Source organism: Pseudomonas mucidolens, from assembly GCF_900106045.1.
Lineage (GTDB): Bacteria > Pseudomonadota > Gammaproteobacteria > Pseudomonadales > Pseudomonadaceae > Aquipseudomonas > Aquipseudomonas mucidolens.
The window spans coordinates 526,646-539,642 of the sequence record NZ_LT629802.1; the positions used below are offsets into that span (position 1 = coordinate 526,646).

13 protein-coding genes are annotated in these 12,997 nt (G+C 60.0%); 4 read left to right on the plus strand and 9 right to left on the minus strand.

All coding sequences use genetic code 11. From position 1 onward, the window contains the following. Positions 1-74: 74 nt before the first annotated feature. Positions 75-488 (plus strand): alternative ribosome rescue aminoacyl-tRNA hydrolase ArfB, encoded by a 414-nt coding sequence (gene arfB, locus BLU75_RS02595; protein ID WP_084381094.1) that lies wholly within the window; start codon positions 75-77, stop codon positions 486-488. Here arfB and BLU75_RS02600 read toward each other — a convergent pair. The 4 genes from BLU75_RS02600 to BLU75_RS02610 form a co-directional block, all read right to left on the minus strand. Next, entirely contained in the window at positions 485-1,684 is a 1,200-nt protein-coding gene (locus BLU75_RS02600) for an MFS transporter (protein WP_084381088.1), read from the minus strand. The genes arfB and BLU75_RS02600 overlap by 4 nt on opposite strands. 167 nt (positions 1,685-1,851) lie before the next feature. Further along, positions 1,852-2,034: a hypothetical protein gene (locus BLU75_RS02605; protein ID WP_084381087.1), complete on the minus strand. Its 183-nt coding sequence runs from the start codon at positions 2,032-2,034 to the stop codon at positions 1,852-1,854. Positions 2,035-2,115: 81 nt separating this feature from the next. Then, the gene (locus tag BLU75_RS28080) at positions 2,116-2,244 is read right to left on the minus strand and encodes a hypothetical protein (protein ID WP_255313284.1); all 129 of its coding nucleotides are present in this window, start codon (positions 2,242-2,244) and stop codon (positions 2,116-2,118) included. Positions 2,245-2,450: 206 nt separating this feature from the next. Further along, positions 2,451-2,762, minus strand: a complete 312-nt coding sequence (locus tag BLU75_RS02610; RefSeq protein ID WP_084381086.1) for an Mpo1-like protein — start codon at positions 2,760-2,762, stop codon at positions 2,451-2,453. Between the two features lie 172 nt (positions 2,763-2,934). Between BLU75_RS02610 and BLU75_RS02615 the strand changes: the two genes are divergently transcribed. Then, complete coding sequence (locus BLU75_RS02615) at positions 2,935-3,993, plus strand: AraC family transcriptional regulator (RefSeq protein ID WP_084381085.1); 1,059 nt, start codon at positions 2,935-2,937, stop codon at positions 3,991-3,993. Here BLU75_RS02615 and BLU75_RS02620 read toward each other — a convergent pair. From BLU75_RS02620 to BLU75_RS02640, 5 genes are all read right to left on the minus strand, one after another. After that, complete coding sequence (locus BLU75_RS02620) at positions 3,950-5,404, minus strand: TrkH family potassium uptake protein (RefSeq protein WP_090221362.1); 1,455 nt, start codon at positions 5,402-5,404, stop codon at positions 3,950-3,952. The two genes, BLU75_RS02615 and BLU75_RS02620, sit on opposite strands and share 44 nt — an antisense overlap. Before the next feature lie 201 nt (positions 5,405-5,605). Beyond that, positions 5,606-6,943: an imelysin family protein gene (locus BLU75_RS02625; protein ID WP_084381083.1), complete on the minus strand. Its 1,338-nt coding sequence runs from the start codon at positions 6,941-6,943 to the stop codon at positions 5,606-5,608. Positions 6,944-7,104: 161 nt separating this feature from the next. Beyond that, on the minus strand, positions 7,105-9,156 hold the full coding sequence (locus BLU75_RS02630) for a putative bifunctional diguanylate cyclase/phosphodiesterase (RefSeq protein ID WP_084381082.1): 2,052 nt from the start codon (positions 9,154-9,156) through the stop codon (positions 7,105-7,107). A gap of 357 nt (positions 9,157-9,513) precedes the next feature. Beyond that, positions 9,514-10,110, minus strand: coding sequence for a superoxide dismutase (locus BLU75_RS02635; protein WP_084381081.1), 597 nt, complete (start codon positions 10,108-10,110; stop codon positions 9,514-9,516). A gap of 177 nt (positions 10,111-10,287) precedes the next feature. Beyond that, positions 10,288-10,899, minus strand: coding sequence for a LysE/ArgO family amino acid transporter (locus BLU75_RS02640; protein WP_084381093.1), 612 nt, complete (start codon positions 10,897-10,899; stop codon positions 10,288-10,290). A 95-nt stretch (positions 10,900-10,994) separates the two neighbouring features. Here BLU75_RS02640 and BLU75_RS02645 point away from each other — a divergent pair, with 95 nt between their 5' ends. Then, complete coding sequence (locus BLU75_RS02645; protein WP_090221363.1) at positions 10,995-11,885, plus strand: LysR family transcriptional regulator ArgP; 891 nt, start codon at positions 10,995-10,997, stop codon at positions 11,883-11,885. Between the two features lie 104 nt (positions 11,886-11,989). After that, positions 11,990-12,988 (plus strand): NAD-dependent epimerase/dehydratase family protein, encoded by a 999-nt coding sequence (locus BLU75_RS02650; protein WP_084381079.1) that lies wholly within the window; start codon positions 11,990-11,992, stop codon positions 12,986-12,988. The last annotated feature ends 9 nt before the right edge of the window (positions 12,989-12,997 follow it).

Below are 12,997 nucleotides of genomic sequence, written 5' to 3' on the forward strand. Positions count from 1 at the left end.
CGGCAAGCCGGTACATGGCAGTGATGCATTCGCGTATCCTGAGTGACCCCCTCGAATCGCGGACCTTGCTTTCCATGCTGGTGATTTCCAACAACGTGCATCTGTCCGACGCCGAGATCGAGTTGACTGCCATCCGTGCCCAAGGCGCCGGCGGCCAGAACGTCAACAAGGTCTCCAGTGCCGTGCATCTGCGTTTCGACATTCCGGCCTCGTCCCTGCCGCCGTTCTACAAGGAACGATTGCTGGCGCTGCGCGACAGTCGCATCACCAGCGAAGGGGTGCTGGTACTCAAGGCCCAGCAATACCGGACCCAGGAGCAGAATCGCGCCGATGCCCTGGAGCGCTTGGTGGAGTTGATCCTCAGCGCGACCAAGGTGGAGAAAAAACGCCGCCCCACCAAACCGACCCTGGGTTCGAAAAAGCGACGCCTGGAATCGAAGACCAAGCGCGGCAGTATCAAGGCCGGGCGTGGCAAGGTGGATTTCTAGCCTGCGTTGCGTTCTTCACGGTACTTGGGGGACTGCCGATATAAATACAGGCTGAGCAGCAGTCCGGCGAAGGCGGCGAGCGCGGCGAACAGAAAGATCGAGGCAAAGCCGAAACCCGCTGCAATCGCTCCGGCCAGCGGCCCGGTAATGCCCAGCGACAGATCGACAAACAGCGAATATGCGCCTACCGCCGCCCCCCGGCTGGAGGCTGGCACCAGGTTGACCGCTTCCACGCCAAGCGCGGGAAACACCAGGGAAAAACCGAATCCGCTCAAGGCAGCGCCGGCCAGTGCCAATTCGGCGTTCGGCGCCAGCCACAGCAACAGCAGGCCCAGGCTTTCCACCGCCAGGCAGGCGATCGCCACGCGAAAGCCACCCATCCGGTTGATCAGGTTGCCAAACAACAGGCGTGCGCCGATAAAGCTCGCACCGAACAGGCTCAGGCACAGTACGGCGTTGTCCCAATGCTGGGTGGCGTAATACAGAGTGATAAAGGTCGCGATGGTACCAAAGCCAATGGAGCCCAGCGCTAACCCGCAGCCGTGGGGCAGAACGCGGCCCAGCACATGCATGAACGGCAAGCGTTCACCTGCGACCACTGGCGCCGCGCGTTTCGGCCAGGCCAGCAGCAACCCCAGCAACGCCAGCAAAATAATGCTCAGGCCCATGCTCCACAGCCCCAGTCGATTGACCAGCCACACCCCCAACGGCGCGCCAATGGCCAGGGCGCCGTAGCTGGCGATGCCATTCCAGGAGATGACTTTGGCGGTGTTCGTCGCGCCGACCCGACCGATGCCCCAGCCGATCGAGCCTGAACCCACCAGGCTTTCGGCGCTGCCCAACACCAGGCGGCCGATCAACAGGCTGGTCAGGCTCAGGACGGGCAGGTGTGTCAGCCAGGCCGAGAGCAACATGAATACGCCGCTCAAGCCGCAGCCTGCCAAACCGTACATTACCGCGCGCTTGCTGCCACGATTATCGATGATACGTCCGGCGTAAGGCCGGCTCAGCAGGGTGGCGAGGTATTGCACGCTGATCACCAGCCCGGCCACGACCGCGCCAAATCCCAACTCGCTGTGGACGTAGCCCGGCAGTACGGCCAAGGGAATGCCGATATTCAAGTAACCGATAAAGGTGAACAAAACGATGGAAACGACTTGCAGCGTGACCGCCATGGGGCGCTGGGTTTCTGGCATGGGAAGAGATCCACTGTCGCGGCAGAAAAAAGATAGCCTGCTTATGATACCGGTGCTTTGGCCCACGCAGGGCGGCAAAACACAAAACTCTGGATCAATGGTGTCAGAGGAAGGACGAGGCACTGCGCTTATCGAGCCACTACGCCACGCATGAGCCAGGAAGGCGATCAGCTATCGGCGGGGTTGAGCAGGCGGGTCGTTACCAGGGCGGCCAGGGCATTTTCCTGGGTGCCGAAGCGCTTGAGCAGCAACGCTTGTTTTTCAGGGCTGAGGCGACTCCACACGTCGACCATTTGCATGGCCGCGCCGAGCAAGGCGTCGTCAGGGTCGGGCTGGGGGCGATCGGTCATGTTGCGAATCTCTGCTACGGGTATTTCAGGCAGTGTGGAAAGCGCGCAATGTCACGCTTTCCACACGGTCTGGGTATTGCGTCAGTCTTGGCTTTCGCTGTCGACAGGTGCTGCTTCTTTGGGCTCGGCCTTGTCGCTACCGGCCTGTTGCGGGGTTGGCTGCTCGGTCTCGTGCAGGCTTGGGAAGGGGAGATTAGGGATCTCGTGCATCGTCGTCGCTCCTCGCAAGGTCTGTTGATGAATTGCAGGTATTCCACGCTTTTAACAAAGCCCGGGCAGCATACAGCACTGTAAATGACAAAAAGACTTTTATTCCTCGAATGGATAAACCTTGATGGCCGAGAAGCAAGGGACATAACGTCACACTGCGGCGCTCTGCTCATCGGTGTGTCTCTTATTGTTTTGGCGTGAGGGGCCTAAAACGGTACTTTGCCAAGAATCATGTCGCGATACATGACGAAATCTCCCAGCAGGCTGTAGAACGGATGTTGAAAAGTCGCCGGTCGATTTTTTTCAAAAAAGAAATGGCCGGCCCAGGCAAAGCTGTAGCCAGCCAGCGGCAGTGCGAGCAATAGCCACCAGGCACCTTTGCCGACGGCCAAGGCGAAAATGAAAATCACCAGGCTGGTGCCGATAAAGTGCAGGCGTCGGCAGGTGCTGTTGCCGTGTTCGCTCAGGTAATAGGGATAGAACTCAGCGAAACTATTGAATTTTCTTATATTTTCCATAATGGCCGGCCCTCTGTTGTTGTTCTATCGAATCGGTGTTCGGTGGGGAGCTTATTTGAGTCTAGAGTCATCAGCGCTAACGGCCAGTGACAATAGATGCCACTTTAGTATCCTTTGATGCCTGGCTGCGATTTCGGCCTTCCCTTTATAGCAAGCAAGCCAAGAAAACCTCATGAGTGAACGAACGACTTCCGCAAGCTGGGCGATGGGGATAGTCAAGGCGCTGGAGATGGAGGGCCTGGATTGCCGTGCCTTGTTCAAGCAGATCGGCCTGGATTACGCGGCCCTGAATGACCCGGACGCGCGCTTCCCCCAGGATTCGATGACCCGGCTCTGGCAGCGGGCGGTGGAGTTGTCGGGCAACCCGGCGATTGGCCTGAACATGGGTAAGGTGGTGCACCCGGCGTCCTTTCATGTGGTGGGTTATGCCTTGATGTCCAGTCGTACGCTCGCCGAAGGGTTTATGCGCCTGGTCCGTTACCAGCGAATCATCGCCGAAAGCGCCGAATTGAGTTTTCGCCTGTTGACCGAAGGCTATGCGTTGATACTGACCGTGCATGGCGACCATCTGCCACCCACCCGGCAAAGCGCCGAGGCCTCTCTGGCCAGCGCGTTGGCGTTGTGCGGCTGGTTGACCGGTCGCACCCTGCAACCGCACAAAGTGCTGGTGCAGGGCGACCAGCCGGCGGACCTGGAGCCCTACAGGCAAGCCTTCCACGCACCGTTGGTGTTCAACGCGCCCTATGACGCGCTGATTTTCGAGCTCGCGGATATGGAGGCACCACTGCCGACGGCAAATGAGGCGATGGCGTTGCTGCATGATCGTTTTGCCGGAGAGTACCTGGCGCGCTTTTCTGAGAGTCGGGTCACTCACAAGACGCGTCAGGTGCTGTGTCGACTGTTGCCTCAGGGCGAGCCCAAGCGCGAGGTGGTGGCGCAGACGCTGCACTTGTCCCAGCGCACTTTGCAGCGGCGTTTGCACGAGGAGGGCACCAGCTTCCAGACCTTGCTCGACGACACGCGCCGCGAATTGGCCGAACAGTACCTGGCGCAGCCGAGCATGACGCTGCTGGAAATTGCCTACTTGCTGGGGTTCGCCGACCCGAGCAATTTTTTCCGCGCGTTCCGTCGCTGGTTCGATGCCACGCCCGGCGTGTACCGGGCGCGGATGCTAAAAGGCGCTGCTCTCAGTGACGCCAGAATGCCGGGATACACAACACAAACACCGTAATGATCTCCAGTCGACCCAGCAGCATGCCAAGCGACAGAATCCACTTGGCTGCGTCCGGCAATGTGGCGAAGTTGCCGGCCGGGCCAATGGTTTCGCCCAGGCCGGGACCGACCCCGGAGACGGTACTGGCGGCGCCGGTCAAGGCGGTCATCCAGTCTAGGCCGAGCAGCGACAGCGCCAGGGCAATCACGCAGATGGTGATGGCGAAGAAGAACGAAAAGGTCAGGATCGAGCGGACGATTTCTTCATCCAGGCGATGACCGTTGTACTTCTGCTTGATCACCGCCCGCGGGTGAATCAGTTGATTCAAGTTAGCCTTGAGCAGGATATAGGCGACCTGGAAGCGAAAGATCTTGATCCCGCCCGCGGTAGAACCCGAGCAACCGCCGATAAAGCCCAGGTAGAAAAACAGCATCAGTGAGAAGTTGCCCCACAGGCTGTAGTCCCCGAGCGCAAAGCCGGTGGTGGTCACAATGGACGTGACGTTCAGCGCGACATGACGCAAGGCTTCGAGCCAATGCAGGTTGGTGGTCCACCAATACCAACTGCCGAGTACCAGCCAGGTGAGCAGCAGCAGGGCGAGCAGACCTTGTACCTGTTGGTCCTTGATCAGTACCTTGCGGTTGCCACGCAAGGTGGCCACATACAGGGCAAATGGCAAACTGCCCAGAATCATCACCACCACGGCCACCCAATGCACCGCAGGCTGTTTCCAGTGGGCCAGGGATTCATCCGAGGTGGAGAACCCGCCGGTGGAAATCGCCGACATGGCGTGGTTGATGGCATCGAACAGGCCCATGCCGGCCCACCAGAATGCCAGGCTGCCGAACAGGGTAATGCCGACATACGCCGCCACGATCAGCCGCGCCACCATGTGGGAGCGGGGCATGACTTTTTCCGAGCGGTCCGAGGATTCGGTCTGGAACAGGCGCATGCCACCGATCCGCAGCAGCGGCAGAATCGCCACGGCCATGGCGATAAAGCCGATACCGCCGAGCCAGTGCAGCAGTGAACGCCAGATCAGAATACCCGGTGACATGGTGTCCAGGCCGCTGAGCACGGTGGCGCCGGTGGCCGTGATGCCGGACATGCTTTCGAAGAACGAGTCGGTGTAGCTGATGTGCTGGGTCAGCAGGAATGGCAGCGCGGCGAAGATGCACACCACCACCCAACTGCTGACCGTCAGCAGGTACATGTCCCTGGGGCGCAGGTGCACATGTTCCGGGCGGCCGGGGATTACCAGGGCCACGCCGGCGACAAAGGTGATCATGCTTGCCCAGAGAAAGGACGGCAGGTCGCTGGTGCGTTCGAAAAACACCAGGGTCGCCATCGGTACCACCATGGCGATCGCGAGGGTGATCAGGAAGATGCCGATGATGAAACCAATGATCCGTAAGGTCGGCAGCGCCATGAAGTCCGCTCGGGTGACAGGAAGAGGCGCCATTCTACCTGCGGCGTAGGGCTTGTAAACCGGGGGCTGTAAAGGCTCTACGGTTGAAATGCGGAGCGGGCTTGTGTGGGAGCGAGCTTGCGGTCTTTGTGCGACTGCAAACGATAGCTACAAAAAAGGCGACCCGAAGGTCGCCTCATTGACTCACTCAGACCGCGCTGATCAGAAATCGTGTTCAGCGTTGTCCGGGTTCAGGTCGCCGATACCCAGCTTACCGGCCACCTGCTCGATGGCGCCGGTCTGCTTGACCAGCGAAGCAATGGCGTCGCGCACGATCTGGTTGCCCGCTTCGTTGCCGGCGGCGATCAGTTGATCGTAGTGCTCGCCCTTGTCGGCGTGGTCAACCATGACCTGGATCTTGGCTTCGGTGGCAGCCAGGTCAGCCTTGAGGGCTGCGTCGGCGGCCGGATCGACCTTGGCCACCAGGGACGACAGGCTGGCGCCGGTCATCTGGGTGCCATCAACGCGGGTGTATTCGCCCAGGTACACGTTGCGGATGCCCTTGGCGTCGTAGAACTGCGAGTTATGCGTGTTATCGCTGAAACAGTCGTGCTCGTCTTCTGGCGAGTTGGCTTCCAGGGACACTTTCATGCGCTCGCCCGCCAGTTCGCCCAGGGACAGGCTGCCCATGCCGAACAGCATCTTGCGCAGGCCGTCGGTGGCAGGTTCTGCTTCCAGCGTGGCGCGGTAGTTGTCTTCGACGTCGGGTTTCCAGTTGCCGACCATCTCTTCCAGGTCGCTGACCAGCAGTTGGGTCACGGCGTTCAAGTAGGCACGGCGACGCTCGTTATGGCCACCGGTGGCGCCTTCACCTTGCAGGTAGTCCGATGCCGGACGGTTACCGGCGCCAGGGCCTGTACCGTTCAGGTCCTGGCCCCAGAGCAGGAATTCGATGGCATGGTAGCCGGTGGCGACGTTGGCTTCAGAACCGCCCAACTCATTGAGGCTGGCGAGTTTTTCCGCGGTGATTTCCTTGACGTCGATTTTGTCTTCGCCGACCTGAATCTCGGTGTTGGCGATGATGTTGGCGGTGGCGCCCGGGTTGCCGAGTGCATGGGCGTAGGATTTGTCGACGTAGTCGATCAGGCCTTCGTCCAGTGGCCAGGCATTCACTTGGCCTTCCCAGTCATCGATGATGGTGTTGCCGAAGCGGAACACTTCGCTTTGCAGGTAAGGCACGCGGGACGCGATCCAGGCGGTACGGGCGGCCTTCAGCGTCTCGTCGTTGGGGTTGGCGAGGAACGTGTCGATAGCGGTCTGCAGGGTTTTCGCGGTGGACAGGGAATCGCTGTAGACAGCGAACACCATGTCTGCGTAATGCGCGACGACCGCCTTGGCGGCGGCCTCATCGACCTGGCCAGCGGGAGCGGCAGCAGCTGGAGTGCTGGCAGCGGGCGTAGGTGCCTGAGGAGCGGCGGTCTTGTCGTTGCCCTCGCCGCAACCGGCGAGAGAAATGGCGATGGCCAGCAGACTGGCGGTGGCCAGGGGCATACGAATCATGGCGAACATCCTGCTTCGGTAGATGACTGGGGCGCACCGTGGCGCGCAAAACTGCAACATAATGCGAAAGATTTGCATTTTCTGTAAAGGGTTGGCGCCGTAAAAATTTAACATTCGGATGCCGACCGCCCAAGACCGCGCCTCGGGTGGCCATCATCGTGCTACAGAATCACGGCGTTATTGCGTGCGGATTGCTTCAGATACGCTGCCAACTCGCGCGCCGGCAGCGGTTTGCTGTAGTGATAACCCTGGCCTTCATGGCAACCTTCGGCGATGACATACGCTTCCTGCTCGACGGTTTCCACGCCTTCGGCGATCACCTGCATCCCCAGGCTTTTGCCCAATTGGATGATCGCACGCACGATGCTGGCATCGTCGTCGTCGTCCAGCAGGTCCTGGACGAAGCTCTTGTCGATCTTGATCTTGTCCAGGGGCAGGCTTTTCAGGTAGCTGAGGGATGAATACCCGGTACCGAAGTCATCAATAGCGATCAGTGCACCGGAACGCCGCAGGCTCAGCAGGTGCTGGGCGGCGGTACTGATGTCTTCCATCAGACCGGTTTCAGTGACCTCCAGCTCGAGGCTGCCGGGCGGCAGGCGATAAATTTGCAGCAGATTGTTGACCATCCGTGGCAGCTCGGCGTGGTGTAGTTGCACCGTGGACAAGTTGACGGCCATACGCAGCGCGGGGAACCCCAGGTCATGCCATTCGCGCAGTTGCCGGCAGGCTTGGTCCAGTACCCATTCGCCAATCTTGATAATCGTGCCGTTCTGTTCCGCCAGGGGAATGAACAGGTCAGGCGGCACCAGGCCGTGTTCCGGATGTTGCCAGCGCAGCAGCGCCTCGACGCCGACCACGTGGTGGTCGCGGTAACTGATCTGCGGTTGATACACCAAGTGCAATTGATCGCGGTTCAAGGCGTCGCGCAGGTCTTTCTCCAGTTCGCGGCGACGGCGCATTTCACTGTCGACGCTGGCGATATAGAACTGGTAGCGACTGCGCGAGCGGCTCTTGGCCAGCGTCATGGTTTGCTCGGCTTTTTGCAGCAGCTTCTCGGTGCTGTCGCCGTCTTCCGGGAACAAAGTAATGCCAATGGTGGCCCGCAGGCGGATTTGCTGGTGATCGAGGGCGAATTCGGCGTCCAGGTCATCAAGGATGCTCTGGGCCAGTTCGGCCGCCTCGTAGGGTTGTTCGATGTCGGGCTGGACCAGGGCGAACTGGTCGCCTCCCAGGCGGGCGAGGGCGCCGAGGCGGCCACTGTGAGCGCGCAGGCGATCGGCCAGGGCCAGCAATAACTGATCGCCCGCCTGGTAGGTGAATTGCTCGTTGACGCTTTTGAAGTCGTCCAGGCCGACGCATAGCACCGCGACCCTACGTTGTCGGCGACTGGCATCAATGAGGATTTTGTCCAACTGTTCCTGGAGTTTCTGGCGATTCGGTAGCCCGGTCAGAAAGTCATGCTGGGCCATGCGCAGCAGGCTGTTTTCGGCTTCATGACGCAGGTGGGTGTTGCGCTCGATGGAGGCCAGCAACTGGTTGGCGGTGTTGATCCAATGTCCCAGTTCGTTGCTTTCGTGTCCCTTGAGCAGCGGAATCTTGTGTTCACTCGGGCGGTCGGGGTTGATTGAACTCAGGTGCCCGATGATCCGCGACAGCGGCTTGGTCAGCAACCAGTGATAGACCAGGTACAACACCAGGCCCATGGCCAGGGCGCGCAATACGCCGGAGATGAAGATGATCACCGAGCTGACAATGAAGCTGTTGCCGTAAACGGCGGTGTCGAGGGTGATGCTCAGGTCGCCGTAATATTCGCTGTACGGCCCGCGCCCCACCAGCGGTGTGGTGAAGGTGCGTTCTTGGCCAAGGATCAGGTCGGTGAGCCAGCGGCTGGAAGAGTGCTGCAGGGCGCGACTCTTTTCGGCGAGCATCGGTTCGTTGGGATGACCGATGGAAGCCATGCGTACGGATTCATCTTGGAAGAGGCCTTCAATAACCTGCATGCCCATCTCGCGATCCAGGCTGTAGACGGCCTGGGTGGACGGGTCGCGAAACATATCGAGGATGCGCTGGGCATCTCCAGCCACCGCCTGACGGGTTTTATAAGCGTCAAAGACAATCTGGGCAGCACTCAGTACCACCCCGACGATGAGTGCCGAAAGCAGCGCAACCCGGAGCAACTTCACCGACAAGCTGTTTTTGAGTTCCAGCTTCAAAGGGTCATTCCTTGTTCCATTCGGGTAGCCTCAAGATGCCATGAGTATTGGCAATCCCGTGATGGCAGTCAAAGGGACATTATCGGTGTTGATAATTTGCTGTCATGGAGGGATGCACTTCGGTGTGGCCGAGTCGATAGTGGCGCGGGGCGGGAAGCGCGGCGATTTGGTGTTTTCGCCTGCTGAGTCGCGCTGGCGGCGAACTCAGTCGCTCTCCAATGTTCAATCCGCAGGGTTGTTCCGCTTGTGCCATAAGGCGCGTGGCCGCTGCTTGATTCCCGCGTTGTGGTGTTTTTACCGAATTGCGCCCATGAAAAAGCCCGGCCATGGCCGGGCTTTTTCTACTGCAAGGCGTGCTTAAGCAGTGAAGGTCTTGCCTTCGAACTGCTCGGCAACGAACTTCCAGTTGACCAGGTTCCAGAACGCTTCCACATACTTTGGACGCACGTTGCGGTAGTCGATGTAGTAGGCGTGTTCCCAGACGTCGCAGGTCAGCAGCGGGGTGTCGCCGCTGGTCAGCGGGTTGCCGGCACCGATGGTGCTGGCCAGGGCCAGGGAACCGTCAGCTTTTTTCACCAGCCAGCCCCAACCGGAACCGAAGGTCCCGACCGAAGTCTTGGTGAACTCTTCCTTGAACTTGTCGAACGAACCGAACGCGGCGTTGATGGCTTCCGCCAGTGCGCCGGTCGGTTGACCGCCGGCGTTTGGCGCCAGGCAGTTCCAGTAGAAGGTGTGGTTCCAGACCTGAGCGGCGTTGTTGAAGATGCCGCCCGAAGAGGATTTGACGATCTCTTCCAGGGACTTGCCTTCGAACTCGGTGCCTGGCACCAGGTTGTTCAGGTTCACGACATAGGTGTTGTGGTGCTTGTCGTGGTGATATTCCAAGGTTTCCTTGGAGATGTGCGGCTGCAGGGCATCGTGTGCGTACGGCAGCGGCGGCAATTCGAAAGCCATGATAATTCTCCTAATCAGGTCAGTTGCGGTGAGCGCAAGGCCGATCACGGGCGGCCAAACATGCGCCGGGGAGTTTGTACTCTTTGCGACGCAGGGGCTGGATCATAGCACCGGGGGTGCGGCAAAACCACGCAACAACTGTGTGGGATAGAGGTTCCAGCGTCTTTTGCCGGTTCTTCAAATAAGTTCAGGGATGCGTATTAATTGGTAAGCCACGGAGAACATCATCACCGCCACCAGCAAATCCAGCAGGCGCCAGGTCGCCGGGCGCGCCAGCCACGGTGCGAGCCAGGCGGCGCCGAGGGCCAGCGTGGAGAACCACAGGAATGAAGCACTGGCGGCGCCTGCGACATAGGCGCCTGGCTCGGTTTGCTGGGCGCCCAGGGAACCGATCAGCAACACCGTGTCCAGGTACACGTGGGGATTGAGCAGGGTGACGGCCAGCGCGCTGAGCATCACCGCGCGTAGCGACCGCATTTTTTGCCCCTCGCCTTGCCCCAGGCTTTGCCGCGAGCAGGCGCGGCGCAGCGCCAGGGCGCCATACCACAACAGGAAGGCCGCGCCGCCCCAGCGCGCAATCGCCAACAACAGCGGGCTGTGCGCCAGCACGGTTGCCAGGCCGAACACCCCGGCGGCCACCAGCAATGCGTCACATACCACGCACAACGCCGCCACTGACAGGTGGTGTTCACGACGCAGGCTTTGGGCCAGGACAAACGCGTTTTGCGTGCCGATAGCCATGATCAGTCCAAGGGCTACCAGCAAGCCGTTTACATAACTCTGCCACATGAAATTCACTCTACCTGTCACTCGATGCTGGCGATTGTCGAGGTTGAAGCTGTATAAGAAAAACAAATATTGCTGATCGCCCATTAGGAAAACTGATGTTTGACTATAAGTTGCTTTCCGCTTTGGCGGCGGTGGTGGAACAGGCCGGCTTCGAACGGGGCGCCCAAGTGCTCGGTGTGTCGCAATCGGCGATATCCCAACGTATCAAATTGCTTGAAGCACGAATCGGTCAGCCGGTGCTGGTGCGCGCGACACCGCCGACGCCGACGGAAATCGGCCGGCGTCTGCTTAACCATGTGCAACAGGTGCGGTTGCTCGAGCGCGACCTGCAAAGCCAGGTCCCGGCCCTGGATGAGGAGGGCATGCCCGAACGTCTGCGCATCGCCTTGAACGCCGACAGTCTGGCGACGTGGTGGGCGCAGGCGGTGAGTGACTTTTGCGCTGACCAGCACTTGTTGCTGGATCTGGTGGTGGAAGACCAGACTGTTGGCCTCAAGCGCATGCGGGCTGGTGAGGTGGCCGCCTGCGTGTGCGCCAGCGAGCGGCCTGTCGCCGGTGCCCGGAGCTTGCTGCTCGGTGCCATGCGCTACCGTGCGCTGGCCAGCCCCGCGTTTATCGCCCGCCACTTTCCGCACGGGGTGCAAGCGGATCAAGTGGCACGTACTCCCGCGCTGGTGTTTGGCCCCGATGACTTTTTGCAACACCGCTATTTGGCATCGCTGGGCGTCGATGGAGGTTTCCAGCACCATTTATGCCCGTCGTCCGAAGGTTTTATCCGTTTGACGGAAGCCGGGTTGGGCTGGGGGCTGGTGCCGGAACTACAGGTTCGCGACCAGCTCCGGGCGGGCATTCTGGTTGAGTTGTTGCCAGATAAACCCATCGATGTGCCGTTGTACTGGCATCATTGGCGCAGTGGCGGGCAATTGCTCGGTTTGTTGACCGAACACCTGGCGCGGGCAACCGGCCAGTTGTTGGTGCCGTTCTAGCAGCCTCGAGCGTCAAGCTCCAGGCTGCAAGCAAAGAGCCGGCAGATTGTTTTTAACGTGCAGCTTGAAGCTTGACGCTCAAGGCTGCACCCGTAGGAGGCTGCATGAAAGTTCTGGTCACCGGCGCAAGCGGCTTCATCGGCGGGCGCTTTGCGCGTTTCGCCCTAGAGCAAGGCCTGGATGTGCGGGTCAACGGGCGTCGGGCAGAAGGGGTCGAACACCTGGTACGGCGTGGCGCCGAGTTTATTCAGGGGGATCTGAATGATCCGGACCTGGTGCGCAACCTCTGCCGCGAGGTTGACGCCGTGGTGCATTGTGCCGGCGCCGTGGGGTTATGGGGGCGTTACCAGGACTTTCACCAAGGCAATGTGCTGGTGACAGAGAACGTCGTCGAAGCCTGTCTCAAGCAACGTGTCGGGCGTCTGGTGCATCTGTCGTCGCCATCGATCTATTTTGATGGGCGTGATCACCTTGGATTGACCGAGGAGCAAGTCCCCAAGCGCTTCAAGCATCCTTATGCCGCGACTAAGTACCTGGCCGAGCAAAAGGTCTTCGGTGCCCAGGAGTTTGGTTTGGAGGTGCTGGCCCTGCGCCCGCGTTTTGTCACGGGTGCCGGTGACATGAGCATCTTTCCGCGCTTGTTGAATATGCAGCGCAAGAATCGTCTGGCGATTGTCGGAGAGGGTTTGAACAAGGTCGATTTCACCAGTATCCACAACCTCAACGAGGCATTGCTCAGCAGTTTGCTGGCCACCGGTTCCGCGTTGGGCAAGGCTTACAACATCAGTAACGGCACGCCGGTGCCGGTGTGGGATGTAGTCAACTACGTCATGCGGCAAATGCAGATGCCTGAGGTCAGGCGTTACCGCTCCTACGGTTTGTCCTACAGCGTCGCGGCGCTCAACGAAGCTTTCTGCGCCATCTGGCCGGGGCGCCCGGAGCCGTCGCTGTCACGGTTGGGGATGCAAGTGATGAACAAGGACTTTACCCTCGATATCAGCCGTGCCCGGCATTATCTCGACTATCAGCCCACGGTCAGTCTGTGGGCGGCTCTCGATGAATTTTGCCATTGGTGGAAGGCCCAGGAGCCGGGCAATCGATAGAATCGACGG

What these genes read in the sequence shown, in the direction of transcription:
- arfB (WP_084381094.1), top strand. Translation starts at nt 75, where the DNA reads ATGCTGGTGATTTCCAACAACGTGCATCTGTCCGACGCCGAGATCGAG.
- BLU75_RS02600 (WP_084381088.1), bottom strand. Translation starts at nt 1,684, where the DNA reads ATGCCAGAAACCCAGCGCCCCATGGCGGTCACGCTGCAAGTCGTTTCC.
- BLU75_RS02605 (WP_084381087.1), bottom strand. Translation starts at nt 2,034, where the DNA reads ATGACCGATCGCCCCCAGCCCGACCCTGACGACGCCTTGCTCGGCGCG.
- BLU75_RS28080 (WP_255313284.1), bottom strand. Translation starts at nt 2,244, where the DNA reads ATGCACGAGATCCCTAATCTCCCCTTCCCAAGCCTGCACGAGACCGAG.
- BLU75_RS02610 (WP_084381086.1), bottom strand. Translation starts at nt 2,762, where the DNA reads ATGGAAAATATAAGAAAATTCAATAGTTTCGCTGAGTTCTATCCCTAT.
- BLU75_RS02615 (WP_084381085.1), top strand. Translation starts at nt 2,935, where the DNA reads ATGAGTGAACGAACGACTTCCGCAAGCTGGGCGATGGGGATAGTCAAG.
- BLU75_RS02620 (WP_090221362.1), bottom strand. Translation starts at nt 5,404, where the DNA reads ATGGCGCTGCCGACCTTACGGATCATTGGTTTCATCATCGGCATCTTC.
- BLU75_RS02625 (WP_084381083.1), bottom strand. Translation starts at nt 6,943, where the DNA reads ATGATTCGTATGCCCCTGGCCACCGCCAGTCTGCTGGCCATCGCCATT.
- BLU75_RS02635 (WP_084381081.1), bottom strand. Translation starts at nt 10,110, where the DNA reads ATGGCTTTCGAATTGCCGCCGCTGCCGTACGCACACGATGCCCTGCAG.
- BLU75_RS02640 (WP_084381093.1), bottom strand. Translation starts at nt 10,899, where the DNA reads ATGTGGCAGAGTTATGTAAACGGCTTGCTGGTAGCCCTTGGACTGATC.
- BLU75_RS02645 (WP_090221363.1), top strand. Translation starts at nt 10,995, where the DNA reads ATGTTTGACTATAAGTTGCTTTCCGCTTTGGCGGCGGTGGTGGAACAG.
- BLU75_RS02650 (WP_084381079.1), top strand. Translation starts at nt 11,990, where the DNA reads ATGAAAGTTCTGGTCACCGGCGCAAGCGGCTTCATCGGCGGGCGCTTT.